This window comes from Halomonas qinghailakensis, from assembly GCF_025820815.1.
GTDB lineage: Bacteria > Pseudomonadota > Gammaproteobacteria > Pseudomonadales > Halomonadaceae > Vreelandella > Vreelandella qaidamensis.
Genome location: NZ_CP096973.1, coordinates 168,755 through 193,727, shown reverse-complemented (window position 1 = coordinate 193,727; position 24,973 = coordinate 168,755). Strand labels below are relative to the sequence as shown.

19 protein-coding genes are annotated in these 24,973 nt (G+C 53.8%); 10 read left to right on the top strand and 9 right to left on the bottom strand.

The window, feature by feature from the left end:
• Positions 1-27: 27 nt before the first annotated feature.
• Positions 28-1,401 (bottom strand): Trk system potassium transporter TrkA, encoded by a 1,374-nt coding sequence (trkA, locus tag M0220_RS00935; protein ID WP_030069038.1) that lies wholly within the window; start codon positions 1,399-1,401, stop codon positions 28-30.
• 207 nt (positions 1,402-1,608) lie between these two features.
• On the opposite strand from trkA, the gene kdpF reads away from it, so the two are divergent.
• From kdpF to M0220_RS00910, 6 genes are read left to right on the top strand one after another with little or no spacing between them, the layout of a single operon-like run.
• Positions 1,609-1,689, top strand: coding sequence for a K(+)-transporting ATPase subunit F (gene kdpF, locus M0220_RS17390; RefSeq protein WP_083003017.1), 81 nt, complete (start codon positions 1,609-1,611; stop codon positions 1,687-1,689).
• 9 nt (positions 1,690-1,698) lie between these two features.
• Positions 1,699-3,390, top strand: a complete 1,692-nt coding sequence (kdpA, locus tag M0220_RS00930) for a potassium-transporting ATPase subunit KdpA (protein WP_030069040.1) — start codon at positions 1,699-1,701, stop codon at positions 3,388-3,390.
• A 10-nt stretch (positions 3,391-3,400) separates the two neighbouring features.
• Positions 3,401-5,437 (top strand): potassium-transporting ATPase subunit KdpB, encoded by a 2,037-nt coding sequence (gene kdpB / locus M0220_RS00925; RefSeq protein ID WP_264018417.1) that lies wholly within the window; start codon positions 3,401-3,403, stop codon positions 5,435-5,437.
• A 10-nt stretch (positions 5,438-5,447) separates the two neighbouring features.
• Positions 5,448-6,131 (top strand): potassium-transporting ATPase subunit KdpC, encoded by a 684-nt coding sequence (gene kdpC, locus M0220_RS00920; RefSeq protein WP_232222322.1) that lies wholly within the window; start codon positions 5,448-5,450, stop codon positions 6,129-6,131.
• A gap of 4 nt (positions 6,132-6,135) precedes the next feature.
• A complete protein-coding gene (locus tag M0220_RS00915) occupies positions 6,136-8,820 on the top strand; it encodes a sensor histidine kinase (protein ID WP_264018416.1) in 2,685 nt (894 codons plus the stop codon).
• A complete protein-coding gene (locus M0220_RS00910; RefSeq protein ID WP_264018415.1) occupies positions 8,810-9,532 on the top strand; it encodes a response regulator in 723 nt (240 codons plus the stop codon). Before M0220_RS00915 ends, M0220_RS00910 begins: the two co-directional genes overlap by 11 nt.
• A 16-nt stretch (positions 9,533-9,548) precedes the next feature.
• Here the strand turns inward: M0220_RS00910 and M0220_RS00905 are convergent, their stop codons facing one another.
• The 4 genes from M0220_RS00905 to malE form a co-directional block, all read right to left on the bottom strand.
• The gene (locus M0220_RS00905; RefSeq protein WP_264018413.1) at positions 9,549-11,036 is read right to left on the bottom strand and encodes a TrkH family potassium uptake protein; all 1,488 of its coding nucleotides are present in this window, start codon (positions 11,034-11,036) and stop codon (positions 9,549-9,551) included.
• Positions 11,037-11,238: 202 nt separating this feature from the next.
• The gene (malG, locus tag M0220_RS00900) at positions 11,239-12,129 is read right to left on the bottom strand and encodes a maltose ABC transporter permease MalG (RefSeq protein ID WP_264018412.1); all 891 of its coding nucleotides are present in this window, start codon (positions 12,127-12,129) and stop codon (positions 11,239-11,241) included.
• A 10-nt stretch (positions 12,130-12,139) separates the two neighbouring features.
• Complete coding sequence (malF, locus tag M0220_RS00895; RefSeq protein ID WP_264018411.1) at positions 12,140-13,708, bottom strand: maltose ABC transporter permease MalF; 1,569 nt, start codon at positions 13,706-13,708, stop codon at positions 12,140-12,142.
• A 59-nt stretch (positions 13,709-13,767) separates the two neighbouring features.
• Entirely contained in the window at positions 13,768-14,955 is a 1,188-nt protein-coding gene (malE, locus tag M0220_RS00890) for a maltose/maltodextrin ABC transporter substrate-binding protein MalE (protein ID WP_030069055.1), read from the bottom strand.
• Between the two features lie 360 nt (positions 14,956-15,315).
• Between malE and zwf the strand changes: the two genes are divergently transcribed.
• From zwf to M0220_RS00870, 4 genes are all read left to right on the top strand, one after another.
• The gene (gene zwf, locus M0220_RS00885) at positions 15,316-16,809 is read left to right on the top strand and encodes a glucose-6-phosphate dehydrogenase (RefSeq protein WP_030069058.1); all 1,494 of its coding nucleotides are present in this window, start codon (positions 15,316-15,318) and stop codon (positions 16,807-16,809) included.
• A 1-nt stretch (position 16,810) separates the two neighbouring features.
• Positions 16,811-17,476: a 6-phosphogluconolactonase gene (gene pgl / locus M0220_RS00880; RefSeq protein ID WP_264018409.1), complete on the top strand. Its 666-nt coding sequence runs from the start codon at positions 16,811-16,813 to the stop codon at positions 17,474-17,476.
• A gap of 57 nt (positions 17,477-17,533) precedes the next feature.
• Positions 17,534-18,196, top strand: coding sequence for a bifunctional 4-hydroxy-2-oxoglutarate aldolase/2-dehydro-3-deoxy-phosphogluconate aldolase (locus M0220_RS00875; protein WP_264018408.1), 663 nt, complete (start codon positions 17,534-17,536; stop codon positions 18,194-18,196).
• 190 nt (positions 18,197-18,386) lie between these two features.
• Positions 18,387-19,907, top strand: coding sequence for a glycoside hydrolase family 32 protein (locus M0220_RS00870; protein ID WP_264018407.1), 1,521 nt, complete (start codon positions 18,387-18,389; stop codon positions 19,905-19,907).
• A gap of 132 nt (positions 19,908-20,039) precedes the next feature.
• Here M0220_RS00870 and M0220_RS00865 read toward each other — a convergent pair whose 3' ends face one another.
• The 4 genes from M0220_RS00865 to edd are packed head-to-tail and all read right to left on the bottom strand — an operon-like array spanning position 20,040 to position 24,780.
• Positions 20,040-20,999: a carbohydrate kinase family protein gene (locus M0220_RS00865; RefSeq protein WP_030069066.1), complete on the bottom strand. Its 960-nt coding sequence runs from the start codon at positions 20,997-20,999 to the stop codon at positions 20,040-20,042.
• A 40-nt stretch (positions 21,000-21,039) separates the two neighbouring features.
• On the bottom strand, positions 21,040-21,909 hold the full coding sequence (locus tag M0220_RS00860) for an aldo/keto reductase (RefSeq protein ID WP_264018406.1): 870 nt from the start codon (positions 21,907-21,909) through the stop codon (positions 21,040-21,042).
• 16 nt (positions 21,910-21,925) lie between these two features.
• Complete coding sequence (gene glk / locus M0220_RS00855) at positions 21,926-22,891, bottom strand: glucokinase (RefSeq protein ID WP_030069068.1); 966 nt, start codon at positions 22,889-22,891, stop codon at positions 21,926-21,928.
• On the bottom strand, positions 22,891-24,780 hold the full coding sequence (gene edd, locus M0220_RS00850) for a phosphogluconate dehydratase (protein ID WP_030069069.1): 1,890 nt from the start codon (positions 24,778-24,780) through the stop codon (positions 22,891-22,893). Before edd ends, glk begins: the two co-directional genes overlap by 1 nt.
• Between the last annotated feature and the right edge of the window lie 193 nt (positions 24,781-24,973).

The window sequence follows — 24,973 nt, the reverse complement described above, 5'->3', positions numbered from 1 at the left end:
CCACATCAGAGGCGAGTTCCGAGTAGCTTAAAAGAACGTTAAACCGACTTGGAATAGGCGTTCCACGTCACGAATGCGCCGCTTATCGATCACAAACAGAATCACGTGGTCGCCGCTCTCGACCATCACATCCCCATGGCCAATGATGACCTCTTTGCCTCGTACAATGGCACCTATGGTGGTGCCTTCAGGCAAATTGATTTCAGCAATGGTGCGGCCCACGACCTTGGACGACTGCTTGTCACCGTGGGCGATAGCTTCAATGGCTTCCGCCGCGCCACGGCGAAGCGAATGGACGTTAACGATATCGCCACGGCGAACGTGGGTAAGCAGGCTGCCGATGGTCGCTTGCTGGGGCGAAATGGCGATATCGATTTCGCCCCCCTGAACCAAATCTACGTAGGCAGCGTTGTTAATCAGCGTGAGTACCTTTTTGGCTCCCAAGCGTTTGGCCAGCAGCGACGACATAATATTAACCTCGTCGTCGTTGGTCAGAGCACAAAAGATATCGCACTCTTCGATGTTCTCTTCTTCCAGCAGCCGCTTGCTGGTAGCGCTGCCGTGAAGTACCACCGTACGGTCAAGCCGTTCGGAAAGCGCGGTGCAGCGCTCTAAACTGTGCTCGATAATTTTGACCTGATGGCTATGCTCCAGGTGTTCGGCCAAGCGTTCACCGATATTGCCCCCACCGGCAATCACCACCCGCCGAAAATCCCGTTCAACGCGGCGTAGTTCGCTCATTACCGCGCGAATATCGCGCCGTGCGGCCAGGAAAAACACTTCATCGTCGGCTTCAATCACCGTATCGCCACGGGGAATGATCGGCCGATTGCGGCGGTAAATCGCGGCGACGCGTGTTTCCACATTAGGCATGTGCTTGGCGAGAAAGGCTAAATCTTGCCCTACCAGTGGGCCACCGTAGAACGCCTTGACCGCCACTAACTGCACCAAACCACCGGCAAACTCCAACACCTGCAGCGCACCGGGGTGCTCAATCAGGCGGCGCACATGATCCGTGACCACTTGTTCAGGGCTGATCAGTACATCAATAGGAATCGCTTCGTGGGCGAATAATCCTTTACGGGTGAGGTAGGCGGTTGAACGTACGCGGGCAATTTTGGTGGGGGTACGAAATAGCGTGTGGGCGACTTGGCAGGCGATCATATTGACTTCGTCGGTGTTGGTCACCGCAATCAACATATCGGCATCTTCACAGCCTGCTTGGCGCAGCACAATAGGATAAGAAGCTGCGCCTGTCACGGTGCGAATATCCAGTTTGGTGTGCAGTTCGCGCAGTTTCGCACCGTCGGTATCAACAACGGTGATGTCATTTTCTTCGCGGGCAAGGTGCTCTGCCAGGGTGGCACCGACTTGGCCGGCACCCAAAATAATAATCTTCATCGGTGGTTAGATCACTCTGGCGACATGTCACTGAAGATAGTCACCTATCTATAGGGAGGCTGTCGAGTGTAGCAATGATCGGAGGCCCTCTTAATTAGCCAAAAGCTCATTTTTTTACACCTTTTTGACGGCTAACGCCTTAAACGCCATCGATTTTTTACGCAGGCAATCTCTAAGCTCAAGGTGCCAATCAAAGGAGGCACTTCGATGAATATTGCACTGTTGATAATCGCGACCGGCACAGCGGCGTACTTGTTTTACGCGCTAGTTTGCCCCGAGCGTTTTTAGGAGATTGCTATGAACGACATGATCGCCATTTATGCCATCGTGGCATTACTTGGTGTGCCATTGGGGATATATATCGCCCGCGCGCTAAGTACCCAGCCAAGTCGAATAGACACGCTATTCAGAGTGATAGAGACGCCTATTTATCGATTAGCAGGCGTTAATAGTCAAAGCGTGATGACGTGGCAAGTCTATGCGCTAGCCATTTTGAAGCTGCATGTAGGCTTGATACTGCTGGCATGGTTGGTGTTTATGTGTCAGGGCTTGCTGCCCCTGAATCCTGATGGCATACCCGGCATGAAGTGGGATACTGCGCTCCACACAGCGGTATCATTTGCCACCAACACTAACCAGCAGCACTACTCGGGCCAGGCGCAGCTCTCCCATCTAAGTCAAACCTTTGCCATTGTAACGCTGCAGTTTTTAACACCTGCCACGGGGCTCGCTGTACTGGTCGCAATAGCCCGTACCTTGCTTGTCGCTCGGCCTGCGGGAGCGTTAAAAGGGGTTGGTAATTACTACCATGACTTGACCCGTACAGTGGTGCGCGTGATGTTGCCGCTGGCAGCAGTGGTGGCGCTGTTGCTGACCTCGCAAGGAGTGCCTTCCAGCTACCAAGCGGCGCATCAAGTGGAAATGCTGGACTCGCAAGTGGAAGAAGTGCAGTCGATTCCCTTAGGGCCGGTTGCATCTATGGTCGCGATCAAGCAGCTGGGCACCAATGGTGGTGGCTGGTACGGGCCAAACTCTAGCGTTCCGCTTGAAAACCCAACGCCGTTGGCCAATGTGATTGAAACTGCTTCCCTGACGATCATTCCCTTCGCATTACTGATTGCCATTGCACTTATTAGTGGCCGACGCCGATTAATGATGGGCATTGGTGCTGTGATGCTGACGTTCTCGCTGATTTCCACCTCTGTAGTGGTCTCTTCGGAACGTATGCCGAATGCTGCCCTTTCCGAGCTTTCTCAGCCCGGCGCTAATTTGGAAGGCAAAGAACTGCGTTTTGGTACCGATCTTTCCGCTTTATGGGGCAGCTGGACAACACAAACATCGAACGGCTCCGTTAACGCCATGCACGACAGCTTTAACCCCATGGGCGGCATGATGGTGTTGATGGATATGTTTGTGAACGTCACCTTTGGCGGCGTAGGTGTTGGGCTTATTGGCTTCTTTCTATATCTGATGTTGGCGGCTTTTGTTGGCTCATTGATGGTCGGTAGAGCGCCAGAGTTGTTTGGCAAACCGCTTGAAACCCGTGAAATGCGTTGGATCTCGCTAGCAATCCTGGCGCAGCCGTTAGTCATTCTTGGTCTTTCCGCGCTTACCGTAGCGATGCCTAGCGCTGCTGGAACCTCAAACCCTGGTTTCCACGGCCTATCCCAAGTGCTTTACGAATTTACCTCTGCCTTTGCCAATAACGGCTCTGGTTTTGAAGGGCTTGGCGATGATACGCCGTGGTGGAACCTCGCCTGTGTTATTGCACTGATGGTCGGCCGATTCCTGCCCATGTTGGTGCCATTAGCGGTGGCCGGATGGCTGGCAGCGAAGCGCACTGCACCCGCAGGACGCGGCACCTTACCGATGGATAGCCCGGCATTTATGGGATTGACCGCCGGTGTGATTGTAATTGTTAACTTGCTGGGCTTCTTACCGGCGTTAGTGCTTGGCCCGATTGCTGAAGCCGTGACGCAAGGCTTCTAGGAGAAACGAGATGTCACATACTGAGCTTGCTAAACCGCCGCGTCGTCCGCTACCCATTGGCCAGGTCGTCGCTGGGGCTGTGAAAGGACTTGCGCCTCGTCAACTTGCGCGCAACCCGGTGATGGCAGTGGTCGCTATTGGTACCGTCGTGTGCTTTGGGCTGACGCCAGTTGCTTTTGCCCAGGGAGAAAATGGCGGCTTTGCGTTGGCCATCGCGTTGTTGTTACTGGCTACCATTCTGTTCGCCACGGGGGCCGAGTCGTTGGCAGAGTCACGTGGTAAAGCCCACGCTGGGGCGCTGCGTAAAACCAAGGGAGAGCTGAAGGCGGTTAAGCTGAATGCTGATGGTACGACGAGTAATGTGACGGCCGACTCTCTTCGCAAAGGCGATCGTGTGAAGGTTGTCGCGGGGGAGCTGATTCCCGCCGATGGCGATATCGTTGAAGGGGCTGCCTCGATCAATGAGTCGGCTGTCACCGGTGAGTCTGCACCCGTATTGCGTGAAGCGGGCACTGATAACAGCGGTGTCAGTGCTGGGACCAAAGTGCTGTCGGATCATCTGATTATTGAGGTCAGCGCTAACCCTGGCGAATCGTTGTTAGATCGCATGATTGCCTTGGTAGAAGGCGCCAACCGTCAGAAGACACCTTCCGAACTGGCGCTATCGGTACTCTTGGCCATGCTAACGCTGGTGTTTTTGATCGTGGTGGTCACGTTGGTGCCCATGGCGGCTTTCGTGGGCGTTGAAACCTCCACGGTCATGCTCGTGGCGTTGCTGGTTTGTTTGATTCCTACCACCATTGGTGGCCTCTTGCCCGCTATCGGTATTGCGGGTATGGAGCGCGCTATGCGGGCTAACCTGGTGGCTAAATCCGGTAAGGCCGTCGAGATTGCTGGCAGCATCGACACCTTGCTGCTGGACAAAACCGGCACGATAACGCTTGGCGATCGTCGTGCGACGGAGTTTGCTCCTTGCCAACAGGTTCCGCGTCAACGAGTTCGTGACGTGGCGTTTTTAACGTCCCTGGAAGACCCTACGCCGGAAGGTCGTTCAATTGTGGAGCTAGCCACTGAGCAGGGCGTCGACGTCCAGCTTAGTGAAGAAGCCGATGGTGCAACTTTTGAAGCGTTCAGTGCTGAAACACGCCTGTCAGGTGTTGATCTCACCAGCGGTAAAAAGCTGCGCAAGGGGGCTCCGAATGCTATTGCGGAGTGGGTTAAGGCCCAGGGCGGTGAGATCCCCAGCGATTACGAGCAGGTCATTGCACGTATCTCACGGGATGGTGCAACCCCTATTGCGGTGGCAGAAGGCAAACAGATTTTGGGCGTGGTGGCGCTGTCTGATGTGATTAAAAGCGGTATCGCGGAGAAGTTTGCTGAACTGCGTACCATGGGTATCAAAACCGTAATGATCACGGGCGACAACCCGATTACGGCGTCGGCTATTGCCGCGACGGCAGGCGTGGACGACTACATTGCCGAAGCCACGCCAGAGCGCAAGCTAGCGTTGATTCGCGAAGAGCAGGCCAGTGGTCGCTTGGTTGCCATGGTGGGTGACGGTACTAACGATGCTCCCGCTCTTGCTCAAGCTGATCTAGGGTTGGCAATGAACTCAGGCACCCAGGCAGCCCGTGAAGCGGCCAATATGGTGGATCTGGACTCTGACCCCGGCAAGCTGATTAGTGCGGTGGAAATTGGCAAGCAGTTGCTGGTTACCCGTGGCGCGCTGACGACGTTCTCGCTGGCGAATGATGTGGCTAAATACTTTGTTATTTTGCCCGCACTATTTGCCGCCAGCTTCCCTGCGCTTGGCGTGCTCGACGTGATGAATTTGCACTCGCCGACTACGGCGGTGCTAGCGGCGGTGTTGTTCAACGCGTTAATCATTCCGGCATTGATCCCCTTTGCCTTGCGCGGTGTGTCTATAAAAGCGGCATCGGCGACGGAGCTATTGCGTCGAAATCTGCTGATTTATGGCCTGGGCGGGCTGCTGCTGCCATTCCCTGCCATCAAGCTTCTCGACATGCTGATTGCGTTATTTATCTAGGAGAAACGTCATGAATGTGGATATGAAACGCCAGATCGCTGCGAATGACGATGTGCTGCAGGCAAAGGCCTCCTGGGGCCATGCACTTCGCTTTATGGTGGTAATGGCCGTTCTTCTGGGGCTGATTTACCCGCTAGTTACCACAACACTGGGCGGTTGGTTATTCCCCGAGCAGGCCCAAGGTAGTTTGGTTAGAGACGCTTCTGGTCGGGTGGTCGGGTCAAGCTTGGTGTCCCAAACGTTTGTCAGCGATGAGTACTTTATTGGTCGCCCATCGGCGGCGGGCAATGACGCTGGTGGCGTCTCAGGGTCTAATTTGGCGCCGAGTAATGTATCGCTGCGTGAGCGTGCCCAGGCAGATGCAAATGCCATTGCTCAACGCGAAAACGTAAGTGTCGATCAAATCCCGGTCGATCTGATTACCGCGTCTGGGTCAGGTATCGACCCACATATCTCCCCCGAGGCGGCTGAGCTACAGGTTGCAAGAGTAGCGCAAGCACGCGGAATCGACGAAGCTACTGTGACAGAGCTAATTGAGCAAGCACTTGAAAACACAGGCTGGTTGGGCTCGCCGGTGGTGAACGTGTTGCGGCTGAATGTCAGTTTGGATGATCGTTTTCCAGTATCATCAACCATCGCAGCGCCATTAACCCCAGCCTCCGTCACCCCGACGGCTTCAGACACCATGGAGTAAACCAATGTATTCAGCGGATCAGCGACCCGATCCCAATACATTGCTAAAAGCCGCGCGCCGAGAGGCGCGCGGCTGTTTGCGTGTATTTCTGGGAGCCGCGCCCGGTGTCGGTAAAACCTACACCATGCTTCGCACCGCCCGTGAGAGGGCAGAGGAAGGTGAAGATATTGTAATTGGCGTGGTGGAGTCACACGGACGTGCCGATACCGAAGCCTTGTGTGATGGGTTGGCACGGCTTCCGTTAGCGCCTTTAAAGCACCATGGCCGAACCTTCTATGAGTTTGATATTGATGCGGCCCTGGCGCGACGTCCCAGTATTTTGCTGGTGGACGAGCTTGCCCACCGTAATATCCCCGGCAGTCGGCACCCACGCCGTTACCAGGATATTGAAGAGCTGCTGGATGCAGGTATTGATGTATGGACAACCGTTAACGTCCAGCATCTCGAGAGTTTGAATGATGATGTCGCGCGGATTACTGGGATTCGCATGCGTGAAACAGTGCCCGATGCGCTGTTAGAACGTGCCCGCGATGTATCGCTTGTTGATTTAACCCCTGACGAACTCCTTGAGCGCTTAAGACGTGGCAAAGTCTATATACCCGAGCAGGCCCGTGCTGCCATGGAAGGCTACTTTAATGAATCCAATCTCAACGCGCTGCGTGAGCTGGCGATTCAAACTATGGCCGAGCGCGTAGATGCCGATGTGAAGGTGGCAATGGATGCTGGCGGCAGGGCAGGCCCCTGGCCAGTAAGACCGCATCTGTTGGTGGTCATTAATGGAAGTGAAGACGACGTATCGCTGGTTCGCGCGGCTCATCGGATGGCCGAGCGGCGCTTAGCGGTATGGCGAGCGGTTTATGTTGATAAAGGAAGTGTTTCTCCACAGCAGCAACTGGCCGTTGAACAAGTCTTAAGCCTGGTCGCTCGGCTGGGTGGCGATTCAATACGTTTACAAGGGCATAGCCAGCTAAGTGAGATTCTCAACTATGCACGCTCAATTAATGCGACCACTATTGTGGTGGGTCGCGAAGCGAAGCGTCGTTGGTGGAAATGGTCACGGCCACTGGCCCAACGCTTGATGGCGCATGCCGAGGCATTCGATATTGTTGTAGTGGCTAAAGGGGCTGTGAAACAACGCGCCAATCAATGGCAACATGGCTGGAAGCTGCATCCTCCCCAGTTACTGGCCGCTAGCTTGGCGGTGATGGCATCCCTAGGGGTGGCTGTCATGCTGGAGCCCTGGCTTGAGCTAGCTAACTTATCACTAGTGTTTTTAGTGGCCGTACTGTTCAGTGCGGTATGGGCGGGTACCGCGATGGCAATGTTCAGCGCCATCGCGAGCTTTTTAGCATTTAACTTCTTCTTTACCGAGCCGCGTCTCACCTTTGCCATGGTGGAGCGTGGGCAGTTGCTAACGGCAGTATTTTTTTTGCTCGTTGCCGTGGTGGTTGGGCAGCTTGCGGGTAGGGGGCGTCAGCGTTTAATTGCACTGCGTGCTAGCCGCGATCAAACTCAGCTTTTGTTGCGTTATGCCGAACAGCTATCAACCGCGACAGACAGTACCAGTGCAGCAAAAATTGGTGTTGATACATTGGTGCAGTGTTTTGCAGTGCCCACGGTGTTTATTGAAAGCGCCGAAAGCGCGAATGAAGTGCGAGTTGTGCATGCACTGCCAGATTCAGAGCGATTGGACATAGCGGCCAAGCAGGCAGCGGTGTGGAGCTGGCAGCATCAAAAGCCCAGTGGCCAAGGCACCGATACACTGAGCCAGCAGGCTTGGCGTTTAATACCATTGGCAGTGCAGGGAGAAAAAGTAGGGATGCTGGCGCTTAAACTGTCGGAAAGCCAAAAAGCGCTCAACCATGAACGAGAGTCGTTAATGGATACGTTAATACGGCAGCTCAGTATGGCGTTAGAACGCACTCGGTTAGTGGCGGAATTGAACACAACCCGTGTCTCTGAAGAGAATGAACGTCTGCGCTCTGCGTTGCTCTCATCGGTGTCTCATGACCTACGGACACCGCTCTCTTCCATTATTGGCTCAGCCAGTTCATTGATTGAACTAAAACCGCAGCTAAGCGAGAGCGACCAACGTGAGTTGCTTGATGGCATTTTGTCCGAAAGCGAGCGCCTCAATCGATACATACAAAACTTGTTGGATATGACCCGATTAGGGCACGGCACATTAAAAATTGAGCGGGATTGGGTAGCGTTTGACGACGTTATTAACTCAGCGCTTAAGCGCTTGGGCCAGTCGCTTAAGCATGTCGTTGTCCGCAAGTCTTGGCCTCCTTCGTTACCGCTACTTTATGTCCACCCTGCGCTGGTAGAACAAGCGTTGGTGAATGTCTTAGATAATGCTCAACGTTTTTCACCGCCAGGGGGTGAGTTGAGCATCAAAGCGAACCTTAACGAAGGTGACCCCGAGACGTTGGTGATTACTGTTGAAGATCAAGGCCCGGGCATTTCTCCCGAGCTGCGCGAGCAGGTATTCGATATGTTTTACAGCGGTGGTGATGGCGACAGAAGTGCCCATGGCAGTGGCCTTGGTTTAGCCATATGCCGTGGCATGATTGGTGCTCACGGCGGCACTATTACGGCTGATACCGGCGAAAGTGGGCGAGGCACTGCGATTATTATTACGCTGCCACTGTTAGGGGCAGAGATCAGGAGGGGTGATGAAGAGTGAAGGCAGCGGTCGCATTCTGATTGTTGACGATGAGCAGCAGATTCGGCGTTTTCTGCGTATCAGTCTCGCCTCTCAAGGCTATGGGGTTTTAGAGGCGGAGAACGGTAAGCAGGCATTAGCCATGGTGTATACCCAAGCCCCTGACGTCGTACTGCTCGATTTAGGTTTGCCTGATATGGATGGGCATGAAGTACTGCAGGGGATACGTGAACACAGTACTGTGCCGGTTATTGTGGTATCTGTGCGTGATCGAGAAGAAGAGAAAGTCTTTTCGTTGGATAACGGTGCCAACGATTACGTTACCAAGCCCTTTGGCATTCAAGAGTTACTGGCGCGTATAAGGGCGGTATTGCGCTTGGCCCAAAAGGCTAGGGGAGAGCAAACATCAAGTTACTATGTCAGCCAGGGGTTAGCGATTGATCTGGAACTAAGGCGAGTCACACTACAGCAAGAAGATGTGCATTTAACTCGAAAAGAGTTCGCTGTGTTAGCGCGCCTGTGTCGCTACGCTGGGCGTGTCGTGACGCAGACTCAGTTGTTAAAAGAAATTTGGGGGCCAACGCATGTAGACGATACGCACTATTTACGCATCGTGATTAGTCGCCTGCGGCAGAAACTGGGAGATGACCCACAAACACCCACCCTGCTTCAAACAGAAGCAGGCGTCGGGTATCGATTATCGGTAGAAGCCGCGCTGCGCCCTGAAACGTAGCATCGTTCTAACGATATTAGCGTCGCCAGAACATGGGGGTGAGCAGTACCACGACCGTTAAAATTTCCAGGCGACCCATTAACATACCGATGCACAGTAGCCATTTAGCGGCATCGGGTAGGGTTGCAAAGTTACCTGCCGGGCCAATGGTGTCACCGAGACCAGGGCCTACATTCGCCACCGCAGTGGCCGCACCGGAAAGGGCAGTGACTAAGTCCAAACCCAACGCTGAAAGGCCCAGCGCAAGCACTGCAATCGTAATAAAGAAGAAGAAAGAAAAGGCCACGACGCTACGAGAAATATCGCTAGTCACCGGCTGCTGGTTATAGCGCGTTGTGAAAACACCATTGGCATGAATCAGATAACGCAACTGATTACGCAACATCAACATAGCGATTTGGAACCGGAAAATCTTCATACCACCGCTGGTAGAGCCGCTACAGCCACCCATAAACGTAAGATAGAAAAACGCCGCGATAGGTAGTGAACCCCACAGGGTATAGTCGTCGGATGCATAGCCAGTGGTGGTCACGACTGAAATGACGTTAAACGTGACGTGGGTGAGCGAGACAAACCAATCATCGCCTTGTAAAACACGCCACGCGCTGAGAATCAAGATCGCTGTTAGCAGCAGTTTCAACAAGCCACGCACCTGTTGGTCTTTCCAAAGTGCGCTGCGGGATGTGCGAATAAAGCGAATATACAAGACAAACGGTAGCGCACCACTGAGCATAAAAAAGCTACCCATCCATAGTAGCCACGGCTGCTCAGCGTAGGCACCAAACGATGCGTCAGAGTTGGCAAAGCCCCCGGTCGCCAGCGATGTCATTCCATGTACAACGGCATCTAGAGGGTGCATTCCTCCTGCCCAATAGCTCAGCATCGCTACTAGTGTCAGCCCCACGTAGATACTTAGCGTCGCTTTCGCAATGCCGCCCGTACGGGGCATTACTTTATCGGACCAGTCAGAAGATTCAGTGTGGAATAGCCGCATGCCGCCTACTTTAAGAAACGGCAGAATGGCGATGCCCATGACGATAATGCCGATACCGCCCATCCATTGCATTAAGCCTCGCCACAGTTTTAGACCGTCGGATAAATCTTCGATCCCAGATAATATGGTTGACCCGGTGGTAGTAATCGCCGAGACGGACTCAAAGACTGCATTAGTGACACTAAGTTGGGGCGCACCTAAGATAAGCGGAAGGCTGGCAAAACAGCTAATGCTGGTCCAGCTGCCAGCCGTTAATATAAACATTTGCCAGGGCTTTAGTTCCAGCGCAACACGGCGGGTGAGCAGCCAAGTAATAAGCGTGGCGCTCAGAATAATTAAAAGAGACATCCCAAACGCGGGGGCGTCCGGATCTTTTTCAATAACCAGAACAATCCATGGCAGCGTCATAAACATGGCAAGCACTAACCATAACACTGCCATAATTTTAAAAATTTGCGCCCAATTGCGGTAAGCGTCTCGATAGTAAATCCCGCTGGGAAAGATGGTCATAGATCCGCTCTTAAATTGCCCTAATGTTTATCGCGATATAACACCATGGCAACCACAAAAAGTCCGTAAAATTTCTCTAAAAAAATACTCAAGTGATGAACTTAGTGATGAAAAAAACCGGCCCCATTAATGGAGCCGGTGACGAGCAAGGTGCTCAAGCGAGGAAGCGGGAGTGGTGTACTGAGTAGTTAAATCCAGAAATTTAGCCTTTGACGCCCCCAGCGGTTAATCCGCCAATAATCCAGCGCTGACAGATCAAAAACGCGACGGTAATGGGCAGGCCGGAAAGCACCGCGGCAGCGGCAAAGTTGCCCCAGCGCTGGTTGTGGTCGGCAAGGTATTGCTGGGCGCCGACCGCCAAAGTGAGTTTGTGCTCATCCACCAGAAGCACTGAGGCCATGGGGTATTCCATAATGCTCATGACAAAAGCCAGAATGAAAACCACCATCAAAATGGGAATCGACAGCGGCAGCAGGATGTAGCGGAACGCCTGCCAAGTGCTGGCGCCGTCGACCATGGCGGCTTCTTCCAGCGAGCCATCAATCGACTCAAAGTAGCCTTTAATGGTCCATATATGCAGCGCGACCGCGCCCAGTGATGCCACGATCAGAGCACCGTGGGTGTTGATGCCTAACCAGCCAACAAACTGTCCCAGTCGGTCGAACAGGGCGTAAAGCGCCACCAGTGACAGCACCGCGGGGAACATCTGGAAAATCAGCATGCCTTTCAAAAGCGGTTCTTTGCCTTTAAAGCGCATGCGTGCAAAGGCGTAAGCGCTCGTCGTCGCTAGCATTAAAATCAGCACGGAAGACACCACTGCCACTTTTATGGAGTTCCACAGCCACAACAACACGGGAAAGGGCGGTTGAACAATGCTGCCATCCGGGCGTTCCCAAGGGGTTCCCAGCGCTAGTGACCAGTGTTCCAACGAGAAATTGTTGGGAATTAAGCTGCCAGAGGCAAAGTTACCCTCGCGAAATGAGATTGAAATCACCAGCAGCAGTGGGAAGACGATTAGCGAAACAAAGCAGATCAAAGCAAGGTGGGCGCCTAAGCGACGCGCTCCCACCGAGCGGGGTTGAACCATGGCCATAAGTAACCTCCTAAACCTTAACCTTGGAAAGGCGCAAATTAAGCAATGACATACCCGCAACCAAAAGGAAAATAAGCGTTGCGATGGCGGCTGCCAGCCCAAAGTTCTGTCCGGCATCCTGGAAGGCAATGCGGTAGGTGTAGCTGACCAAAAGATCGGTGGTGCCTGCTGGAGTGCTTGCACCCAAAATGTCAGGGTTGCCGCCGGTTAATAGCGCAATCAGCACAAAGTTATTGAAGTTAAAGGCAAAGGCGGCAATTAACAGGGGGGTTAGCGGTTTAATAATCAGCGGCAGGGTAATCTTGAACAGGTTGGTAATGGGGCCGCCGCCATCTACCGCCGAGGCTTCGTAGAGGTCTTGGGGAATGGCTTGGATTAGCCCCATGCACAGCAGCAGCATATAGGGGTAGCCCAGCCACGTATTAACAATCAGCAGCATGGAACGCGCCAGCCACGGGTCGGTGAACCACTCTGGCCGAACGCCAAACAGCGTGTCCAGAATCATATTCACTTCACCGAAGTGCTGATTAAACATGCCTTTAAAAATCAGGATGGAGATAAAGGCGGGCACGGCGTAGGGAAGAATTAACAGCGTGCGATAAATGGCTTTGCCTTTCAGTTGATCCCACTGCAACAGTGATGCTAATACAAAGCCAACAGCCAGGGTGAAGACCACCGTCAGTGCGGCAAAGACAAAGGTCCACACAAAAATTTGCATGAAGGGACCGCGAATGTCGGGATCGGTGAATATCTTCGTGTAGTTGGTAAACCCTACATTGACTGGCCATCCTGGCGTGATTCTTTCGCCGTTATCAGTGACAAAAAATCCGATAGCGGGGTCGGGTGTAAGAACGCGGTCATCGCGGCGATCATAAAGTGTGCCATCTTCACGAGCTTCATAGCGATCCACCATAGGTGCAAACTGGCGTAATCCTGCCATGCGCAGCTCCGCGCCATTAGGTGTCAGCAGCCTAAGTTCTTGCAGAGAATCACGAGCTTGAATAATAGCGCGCATTCCCAGTGGCTCCTGGGTAGGTGAAGCGTCTACTGCCTGAATGCCTATTTGACGGGTCTCGTGATTGTCAAAGTTGAGCGGTGAGGAAACGAAGCGCTGTGGCGTGTCTGCCTCACTGTTTTCCAGGTATAAGCGGACAAGCTCACCTTCTTGGTAAAGCGTTAGGTCAAACGCGTTGCCTTCCTGTTGGTAGGTTTGGCTCATTAGCTGGCCGCGCACGCGCTCTTCCGATAGCAAGTTGCTTGAGCTGTAATTACTAAAGCTAATGCCGATGGTGTAAAGCAGCGGGAAAATAACAAATACACCAAGCCCCGCTATGGCAGGAAAAATATAGCGGTGGCTCATTAGCGTGCGTTTGGTAAACACCACACCCAGTGAGGCGCCCAGCACTAGAAAGAGCAGCGCGAACATCCACTGGCCGTTGAGGTGAAAAGCAAGCACTAACCAAAGAAGCGCGATGACCAACGTGGCAATAACGCAGCGAAGTGCCCAGCGTGTGTAACGTTCGGTGAGATGGCGAGAGCGATGGCGGGGAAGGCCACGAGAGGCGTTAGTGGTATACATGACGATATCCTGCAGGCTGCCCGGTGGCGATTGCCACCGGGCAGAAGGGCAAAAAAAGGCTACTGGCGCATACGGCGTGCGGCGGCGTCCAGCGCTTCTTGTGGGGTCTGGCGCCCGCTACCGATGTTCTGCAGGGCGGGCTCCATGGCTGCCCAGAAAGCACCCATTTCAGGAATGTTTGGCATGGGCATACCGACTTCAGCATTTTCAAGCGTCGCGGCAATGTTGGGGTTATCAGCAAGTTCAGCCTGATAATCTATATGGGCGACCGCTCCCAGTGAGCCGTCGCTGTTGAATGTGTGCATGCCCTCTTCGCTAAGCAGGTAGTTTTCTAAAAACTCCACGGCGAGAAAATCATTGGGTGTGGCGGAGTTAATCATTGCCGTCATCACGCCAAACATGGGTTTAGCACGTTCATCCCCCACTTTCGGGAGTAGTGCGACGCCGTAGTCAATTCCGCTACGCTCAAGGTTCGGCCAGGCCCATGGGCCGCTAATCATGGTAGCGACTTCGCCTTGATTAAATCGGGTGTCCATCAAGTTGTAATCAGTGCCGCGGGGTAATACATCACTTTCGATCAGCTCAACCAACAGTTCTGCCCCTTGTAGGGCGCCTTCGTTGTTAACGCCTATATCGCTGACATCATAGCCGCTGTCAGTCTGCTTGAAAGGGTAGCCGCCGTTGGCTGCAAGCAATGTCCAGCCGTAATAAGGTTCGCTGTAATCAAATAAGATGGCCTTTTTGCCGTCTTGAGATAGCGTTTCGTCAAGCTCCATCAGTTCGGCAAAACTTTCTGGCGGTGTTTCTACTAGGGCTTTGTTATAAATGAGGCCCAATGACTCTACCGATATCGGGTAGCCGTAGGTGTCGCCATTCCACAGCGCAGCCTCCCAGGTGAAGTCGTAAAACGCCTCGCGGAAGCTGTCACTAGGGGCGACTTGCTTCAATAAGCCGCTTTGTGCCCACTCGCCCATGCGGTCGTGAGCCCAGATGACGATGTCTGGCCCTTGTCCACTCCCCGCCGCCTGCTGAAAACGGTCGGTAAGATTATCGGGAAAGATCACCTCAACTTCGATGCCTGTTTCTTCAAGAAACTGCTCGGCAACTGCGCGTATGCCTTCCTGGCCTTTATTATCACCCATCCAGATAGTCAGGCGATCATCCTCAAAGGCAACGGCGGGCAGGGTGGCACTGGCAGCCAGCGTGGCGGCTAGCAGCGGCATCATGATGGGTCGATACATTGCCATAGCGTGAATACCTCATTGTTGTTGTCGTAGAGTGCTGCGAACATTTTGATGAGCAGCGCTTTCGTCAGTGCCAGCGTCGCCAATTACGCGCAATGTCACCTCATCCTCAGGGGGCGTAGCGATGGCGTATCTAAGGGGCGTAGAGTGGAATAAAAGGTAACAATAAACAGGTAAAACAGTGGGTAGCGGTATGGGCATAACGCAGTAAAAGAGCTAAATGGCAGTAAAAAAAGCAAATGGGAAGGCAGCGTTACTTTTTTGTAGTAAAATTACATCAAATATTGCGTATAATGCCCTTTATCAGATAGATTTTAGGTAATCTAACTACATTAGATCATCTAATTATAAATAGGAGCTGAGATGAGCCAGTCACATTCCCCGCTGGGCGATCAGAATCACGCTATCGATTTAGCGCTGTTTGGGGCGCTGGGCGATCTTGCGATGCGCAAGCTGTTTCCTGCGCTTTATCATCTTGACCGTGAAGGCCTGATGCCCGAAAGCACGCGTATTATGGGGCTGGCGCGTCAAGAACATGATAGTGCGGCGTTTCGACAATTGGTAAATGGTGCACTGCAAAAGCGACTGAACAAGGATGAACAGGATAAAGAGAGTCTCGAACGCTTTCTAAACAGGCTTGACTACTGCCAGCTGGATTTTAAAAAAGCCGAGGGTTTTGAGCAAATACGCCAGTGGCGAGAAGGCTCTGATCGACCCATGGTGATTTATTTATCCGTTGCCGCAATGATCTACGGTGATATTTGCCGCAATCTTGAGGCGAGTGGCAGCCTGGATGAGCAGACGCGGGTAATCGTCGAGAAACCTATTGGCTACGATCTAGTGTCATCGCAAGAAGTTAACGATGCGATCGGGGCGGTTTTTCCTGAGTCACGTATTTACCGTATTGACCACTATTTGGGTAAAGAAACGGTACAAAACCTGATAGCTTTGCGCTTTGCTAACCCGCTGTTTGGGACGCAATGGAACCAAAACCACATTTCCCATGTGGAAATTACCGTCGCAGAAAAGGTCGGCATTGAAGGGCGCTGGGGCTACTTCGATGATGCAGGACAGCTACGCGATATGGTGCAAAACCACTTGCTGCAGCTGCTTTGCTTGATTGCCATGGATCCGCCTTCCAACCTGGATGCGGATGCTATTCGGGATGAAAAGGTAAAAGTGCTTAAAGCGCTTAAACCTTTCACTGGCGATGCGCTGGGGCGTGACGTGGTACGTGGTCAGTATATAGCAGGTACCCACGATGGCCAGCCGGTGCCGGGGTACTTAGAAGAAGAGGGTGCGAATACCGAAAGCCGAACCGAAACCTTTGTGGCAATGAAAACTGAGGTTTCCAACTGGCGCTGGGCAGGCGTGCCGTTTTACCTGCGTACCGGTAAGCGCATGCCCGAAAAACTGTCCCAAATCGTGATTCATTTCCGCCAGCAGCCACACTATATTTTCGATCCTGATCAGCGGGGAATTGCCTCGAACAAACTGATCATTCGCCTGCAGCCGGATGAAGGGATTGCGCTGCAGGTACTCACCAAAGACAGCGGTTTGGATAAAGGCATGCGTCTGCGTCCTGGCCCGTTGCACCTGGACTTTAACAGCGCATTTCCGAAGTCACGTATTCCCGATGCCTATGAGCGCTTGCTACTGGAAGTCATGAAAGGCCAACAGTATCTGTTCGTGCGCCGTGACGAAGTGGAGCACGCTTGGCGCTGGTGTGACCAGCTTATCGACGGCTGGAAAAAACGTGACACGCCGCCGCGTCGTTATCCGGCAGGTTCTTGGGGGCCAGTCGCCTCCATCGCCATGATTACCCAAGATGGTCGCAGTTGGTACGAGGATTATTAATATGAGCAACGTACGTCAAGCGCTGGCGGAACAGCTGGCGGAAGCGGTATTCCAGGCATTGGCCGAAGACTTGACTCGCCAAGAACGTGCGCTACTAATCGTATCGGGTGGCTCTACGCCGGTGCCATTTTTTAAAGCCTTGGCAGCTAAGCCGCTGCCTTGGTCGCGCATTGACATTACCCTGGCCGATGAGCGCTGGGTGGATGAACAAAGTAGCGACAGTAACGCCAAACTGGTGCGCGAGAACCTGCTTCAAGGAGCGGCCGCGAACGCCAACTTTGTGCCGTTGACCTCTGATGCCTCAACGCCTGAAGAGGGGGTTGAGGAGGTTGCCAAGCGTACGGCGTCTCTATCCTGGCCTGCCAGCGTGGTGATCCTGGGAATGGGGGGCGATGGTCATACGGCGTCGCTGTTCCCCGACAGCCTAGAGCTTGGCTTAGCGCTCTCTACCGATGAGCCGCTTGTCGCGGTACGCACGCCCAGCCAGCCGCAGCCGCGTATCACTTTCTCGGCAGGTCGCCTTCATCAGGCGCATCGCCATATTTTGCATATTACCGGCGATGATAAGCGCAGCGTATTGGCAAACGCCATGAACGGAGATGACGTTCGTAAGCTGCCCATTCGCGCGTTTTTATCTTGCCCGTTAGCGATCTATTGGGCGCCGTAACGCCTAGGCTTTCGCCAATAAAACGTTTGCCAGTAAAAATTGCTTGGAGACTCACTGATGACAATCGATAAACAGCTACCCTCAACGCGCACCGCCGAGCTTGATAGCATTTGCTTAAAAGCTGAGGTCATTCCGGTTATTACCATTGAGCGTCTTGAAGATGCGGTACCGCTGGGTCGTGCCTTAGTCGAAGGCGGTTTAACGGTATTGGAAATTACTTTACGTACCGACTGCGCACTGGAGGCCGTCAAACGTATGCGTGAAGCGCTGCCGGGTGCCAGCATTGGTGTAGGAACCGTGTTAACACCCGCGCAATACCGCCAAGCTGAGCAGGTAGGTGCAGATTTTGTGGTAACGCCTGGTGCGACAGAGGCACTTTATCGCTACGGCGTAGAGAGCCCGGTGCCGATGTTGCCCGGTGTATCAACGATCTCTGAGCTAATGACTGGCTGGCAGTATGGCTATCGCCGCTTCAAGTTCTTCCCGGCGGAGTCCAGCGGCGGCGCAAAAGCCATTAAAGCCTTTGGTGCACCGATTCCCGAAGCACGTTTTTGCCCAACCGGCGGTATCACGGTCGATAACGCTGACACCTATCTCTCACTGCCAAACGTGATGTGTGTCGGTGGTTCTTGGCTGACGCCAAAAGCTATGGTTGAAGCAGAGGATTGGGAGGGTATTCGCGAGTTGGCCCGTCAGGCCGCTGAGCGTTTTCATCACTAATGAATACGATGTAAATCGACACGAGCACTCTCGTTACTTGCCACGCTGATATCGGGTCGTGTGCGCAAGTCATTTGCCCGAGCATATTGCCATGCTCGGGCTTTTTTATGCGTTTCACCTAACGGTGTAGGGCAATAAGGAGCAAAGCGTGATAGCCTCAACTTAATCGATTAAGTAAAGGTTTTTAACAGTGAGTCTCGTCGAATTTTCTCCTCTCAGGCCAGCGCTGCATTTTACTCCGCCGATGGGGTGGATGAATGACCCCAACGGACTCGTATATTTCGAGGGGGAGTATCACCTTTTTTATCAATACCACCCCCATGACACGGTATGGGGGCCCATGCACTGGGGGCATGCGGTAAGCACAGATCTTTGCCGCTGGGAACACTTGCCTATTGCACTGGCGCCAGACGCCCAAGGGGCGTGTTTTTCAGGCAGTGCCATTGTGGATGAACATGATGTGACGGGGCTGTTTGACGGCCAGCCGGGGCTGCTGGCGTTTTATACCTGTCACCGAGTGCTTTCTGATGACCCTGAAGATTATGAGCAGTCACAGTGTTTGGCTTATAGCCGCGACAAGGGGCGTACCTGGCAGCGTTATGCAAGCAACCCTGTGCTACCCGCGCCAGGATTTAAAGATTTTCGCGACCCAAAGGTGGTGTGGCATGCTGCTACCCAACGTTGGGTAATGGCGCTGGCCTGTGGACAGGAAATTCATTTTTACACTTCGGAAAACCTATTGCACTGGCAGTTCGCCAGTGCGTTTGGCGAGGGCCACGGCGCGCATACTCAGCACCCTTGGGAGTGCCCCGATTTGTTCGAACTGCCTGTAGAAGGTGCCAAAAACGGCCAGGCGACTAGCCGCTGGGTATTAATTGTGGGCATTGGTGCTACGCCAGATAATGCCTTTGGCTCATTCACGCACTATTTCGTGGGGGAGTTCGACGGCCAGCGTTTTACGAACGACCACTCGCCTGATGACGTCATGATGATGGATGAAGGACGTGATTTTTACGCCGTGCAGAGCTGGTCGAATACCTCGGGGCGTCGTTTAGCCGTGGCCTGGCTGAATAATTGGCAGTATGCCAACCATACGCCTGAAGCCGGCTGGCGGGGAATGATGAGCCTGCCAAGAGAGTTAACCCTGCGCGCGACATCGAGCGGCATTCAGCTTTGCCAGCGTATCGCCAGAGAGTGCCATGAGGCGCTGACAGCTGTATCGCAGTCTATCCCGCCACAGGCGATTCTGGGTGTTGGGCAATATAGCGTTTTAACCTCTTTGCCGCTGGTAAGTCGTGGTGTTCTTGCACTGACCTTAACGGCTGGCAGTCGAGTAGCATTGTCGCTTCAGCAGGGAGATCATCAACAGCTTACTCTTGAAGCGGGAGAGGAGGACGTTGCACTTCGCTACACGCGTAACGGCGTGAACGGACAAGCAGCTTTCGATGACCATTTCACCTGTGACCATGCAGCGGGCAGCGTTGATAGCTTAACTGTTACGATTGAGTGGTGGTGTGATCATGGCTCGCTGGAGATCCTGGTTAACGGCGCGACGCAGCAACGAGCAATTTCCCAGGTTAGCTTTACACAAGCCAAAGGCTCGGTTGATGTGAGTGTCTTGGAAGGCAGTGTAAGCTTGCTGGAGGGCAGTGTGGTATCGAGTAAAGAAGCGGTAGCGCAAGAGAAGGTGGCCAGTTCTTGTACTAATTAGCGCGCTGGTAGGATGTAGAGTGCAAATGGGTTTTAGCGTGTAAGTGGGATTTAGCGTGTAAGTAAGATGCGTGATTAAGGACGTGCTGTTGCACGCCCTTTTTTGCTACAGACGTTATGTATTTCACAGACGTTACGTATTTCTTAGCGCTTCAATATCACTATGAGTCGGCAGTGCGGCGTAAGCGCCTGGGCGGGTCACTGCGTGAGCGCCACAGCGGCAGGCAATCTCCACCGCGCGGGTTAAAAAGGCACTGTCCTGGTACCAGTTCTCATCTATGCCGTGCCGTGATAACTCAGCCAGCAGGCCGCCAATAAACGCATCACCGCCAGCGGTTGTGTCAACAGCGGTCACCTGGGGCGGTGTGATGGTGTGGTCAAGGCCAACACCTTTCAGCACCACGTTGTTAGGGCCGTCGGTGATTAAAATGACCTTTACCCCGGCGGCGAGTCGCTGAGATAACCACGCTTCTTGAGAATGCCCGCCACGAAGATAATCAAGCTCCTCCAGTGAGACTTTAACGAGATCGGCGCAATCCAATAGCTCGGTTACCCGCCACACATCCGCTGACCCTTCAGCCCACAAATTATGACGGAGGTTGGCATCCACGCTGACTAAACAGCCTGCGCGCTTCGCCATAGCGGCAATCGCTAAGGTGGTATCGGCAATCTCGGGGTCAGTCAAACTGTTGCTGCACAAGTGAACAATCGCCGGTTGTTCAAACACGCCCTGGGGCAGGTGCTCTAGGCGATAGAGCAGGTCGGCCGCCGGTGGGCGATAAAAATCAAAGGTGCGCTCGCCGCTGCTATCCCGGGAAACAAACGCCAGCGCAGTACGTGCTTCTTTGGTCAGCACCACGCCCTGGGTATCTACCCCATGGCTTTTCAGCTCACGAATCAGGAAGTGGCCAAACGTATCGTCACCCACCATGCCTAAAAACTGGCTGGGTACGTTAAGTCGCGCGCAGGCAACCGCGACGTTAGCAGGCGCGCCCCCCGCGTATGGCGTGAAGGTTTCCTGGCCAGTGTCATCGCCTAAGCGGCTGGACAGCATATCAACCAAGGCTTCACCAAAAGCAATCACCGGCGTCATAAGTCATTCCTTGTCATTATATTATTAATTGATGAAGGGATTACGCGACGCAGTGGCCTCGCGCGGCCTCTAACAGCTCGTACCACGTCTCTCTTGAAAGCGTCTCAGGCCCGTTGAGCATGTCAGCAATACGCTCAGGTTTTACACTGCCGACAACGGGAACCGGACGGCTAGGCAGTGACCGCAACCAAGCCAGCGCTAACGCGTTAGGGGTGCAGTTTTGCTCTTGGGCGACGCGGTTAAGCACGTTACCGACGTCGCCTTGCATGAGTGTGCCGCCCGCGAGCGGTGACCACGCCATCGGCGAATGGCCGTCGGCGCAAAGATCATCAAAACTGCCGTCAAACAGCGGTGCGTTATGGCTAATAGAAAGTTCGATTTGGTTGGCGCGTAAAGAATGGTGCATAGCGTTTTGCAGCCTACGCCACTGGCTTGGCAAATGGTTCGAAATACCCGCAGCGCCAATTTTACCTGCATCGATAGCGTCATCCAGGGCACGGCCAGTCGCTTCTGCGTTCATTAATAGGTCGGGGCGATGAATTAAAAAATGCTCGATGCGCTCGATGCCCAAGCGACCCAGTGCGGCATCAATCGCCTTATTCAAATAGGCAGGGCTGGCGTTATAGTGCTTTATCTTGCCAGAGCCGTGGGCTGGGTTATCGTTGGCGATGCTCGCTTTGGTCACCACCTTAAGTCGTTTCGCTAACCCAGGGCGCGTGCGCAGCGCTTGACCAAATAGTGTCTCGCAAGCACCGCTGCCATAAATGTCGGCATGGTCGAACCAGTGCAACCCCTGCTCGATACGGGCTTCGATCCAGTCGGCAAGATGATTCGCCTGGTGCATCTCTGGTGCTTCATGCAGGCGCATCATGCCGAGAACAAAGGGCGCATCGAAAGTGTGAGCAGGCATGGTCATCCCTAATAAGTTAAAAGACTTCTTCGTTATGCAGCGCTTCAGCGGCTCCGAGTAGCCCTGTCCACGGGTGAGTAACAATCCACACGGGAATATCGGCGTTATAGGCGCCCATCCGGCCTTTGTTCACAAAGCTATCACGCAGCTCGGATTTGGGTAGCCACTCCAGCAGGCGTGGTAAAATTCCGCCGCATAGATAAACGCCGCCCCTGGCTCCCATTGTTAGGGTCGCGTCGCCGCATACATCACCGAGAATTTTTAAAAAGCGTAACAGGGTGGCGGTGGCGGTAGGGTCACCCTGGTTGGCGGCTTGGGTAACCTCGGCTGGCGTCGTGCAGCTAGGCGTTTGCTCCTTCAGCGCACAATGGGCTTGGTACAGTTCCAATAGGCCCTGGCCGCATAAAATGCGCTCCACGCTGACCCGTTGGTAACGCTGTAGAAAAACATCCAGCAGCGCTCGCTCGGTGGTGTCGGTGGGAGCAAACGTAACGTGGCCGCCCTCGGTGGGAAGCGGTATCCAAGCATGCTGGCCGGGAAAAACACCAGCAACGCCCAGACCTGTACCGGGGCCAATTACCAAGCGGGTAGAGTGAGACTGGGCCACACCTGCTTGTACTTCCACCAGATTGTCGGTGTCCACATGGGGCACGCCCAACGCCTGGGCAGTAAAGTCATTAATCACTTTGAATAGCGATAAGTTCAGCGTCTGCTGAACATCGCTTTTCATAAAATCCCAGTGATTATTGGTCATCTTGACGCGCTCGGCGTGAACCGGACAGGCAAACGCCAAACAGGCTTCCATTGGTGCATTGTCACCGGTAGCTCCCACGCGCTCCAGATAGTCCTGAATCGCATCGATAACCCCAGGGTAGTCCGCGCAGGGAAGATTAATAATATCGTGGGGCGTTACCCCACCTGGCGTGACGAGCGCCAGGCGTGCATTGGTACCGCCAATATCACCAATTAAGGCCGGTCGCATCAGGCATCCTCTTGAAGAATCTGGCCCTGTTGACGAGCGAGATCGTCGGCTTCAAAGCCGCCCAGTGAGCCTGCACCTTCTTCACCCCGCATGGCCAGGTGGCGGAAGCCGCTAAACAGTTCGCGGCCCAGGCCAACGTGATAGTGATCCAAATTCGCCACTACGCGCTCGCGATCTGCCCAGGTAGCCGCCTCTACTTTGGCTTCCAGCGTACCTGCGTTGGCGTCCAGGCGCACAATGTCGCCGTCGCGCAGTTTCGATAGCGGGCCGCCGTCCAGTGCTTCTGGGCTAATATGAATCGCAGCGGGCACTTTACCGGACGCGCCAGACATACGGCCATCGGTCACCAATGCCACCTTGAAACCACGGTCCTGCAATACGCCTAGGAACGGCGTCAGTTTGTGTAGTTCCGGCATTCCGTTGGCTTTTGGCCCTTGGAAGCGCACCACCACGATGACATCGCGATCTAAGTCTCCAGACTCAAACGCCGCCTTCATTTCATTCTGGTCTTCGAAGATTTTCACCGGTGCTTCTACCACGCGGTGTTCGTCTGCAACGGCGGATACTTTGATCACGCCGCGTCCCAGGTTGCCTTTCATTACGGTCAGGCCGCCGGTAGCTGCGAAGGGGTTAGCCACTGGGCGTAAGACGTCTTCGTCTAAGCTGCTTTCCGGACCTTCGTGCCAAACTACCTTGCCATTTTCCAAGAACGGCTCTTGGGTATAGGCGGTCAAGTCAGTGCCGAACACCGTGGGGATATCGCCGTGCAGTAAGCCCGCGCCGAGCAGTTCGCGGAACAGGTAGCTCATGCCGCCTGCCGCCTGAAAGTGGTTAATGTCCGCTTGGCCGTTAGGGTATACCTGCATCAGGCTGGGCGTTACAGCGGAAAGGTCGGTGAAGTCATCCCAGTTCAGCGTAATGCCTGCCGCAGCGGCCATGGCAATCAAATGCATCGTATGATTGGTCGATCCGCCAGATGCCAACAAACCGACTACCGCGTTGACGATGGCGCGCTCATCAATCTGCTTATAGAAAGGGCGGTAGTCACCGCCAGGTTCAGTGTTGCGAATCGCCTGTTCAGTTGCGTAGCGAGTCAGGGCTTCACGCATTTCCGTGCCTGGGTTCACAAACGAAGTGCCCGGCAGGTGAAGGCCCATTACTTCCATCATCAGCTGATTCGAGTTGGCAGTGCCGTAGAAGGTGCAGGTGCCAGGGCTGTGATAAGAGTCAGACTCCGCTTGCAGCAGCGCGTCGCGGCCTACTTTGCCTTCTGCGTATAGCTGGCGTATGCGTGCTTTCTCTTTGTTCGGCAGGCCGCTGGGCATCGGGCCAGCCGGTACGAACATGGCAGGTAAATGACCAAAGCGCGCCGCAGCGATAAACAGGCCAGGGATAATCTTGTCGCACACGCCCAGGTAAAGGGCAGCATCAAACATGTTGTGTGAAAGCCCAACGGCGGCCGCCATTGCAATCACGTCGCGAGAAAACAGCGACAGTTCCATGCCCGGTTGCCCTTGGGTCACCCCGTCACACATGGCGGGCACACCACCGGCAAACTGGGCGGTTGACCCCATGGCGCTGGCAGCGGCTTTGATGGTTTCCGGAAAGGTTTCAAACGGCTGATGGGCCGACAGCATATCGTTATAAGAAGAGATGATCCCTAAGTTGGCGCTGTTCATTAGCTTCAGGGAGTCTTTCTCTTGAGGGCTGCAGGCGGCAAAGCCGTGGGCTAGGTTACCGCAGGATAGCTCTGCACGATGCACACCACGCTTATGCTGGTCCGCCATGCGTTGCTCATAGAGAGCACGCCGCTCAGCAGAGCGCTCACGAATGCGTTGGGTAACCTCAGCAACGGTAGAATTTAAAGTAGCGGGTGTTGAGCTCGGCATAGAGACCTCTGCATGGTAGAGACGGTGAGTCAAGTTTGTAGTTATTTTACATCTTTTTGTGTCGATATAAGAGACTTTACGGCAATAAAAACCATATTTGTAGTTTTATTACCCCTAGTTGATAACTACTATCGTCGTAAATGATGATGCTTTTATGAACCTTACAGCTAACAGAGCAGTTCGGCCCCTAATG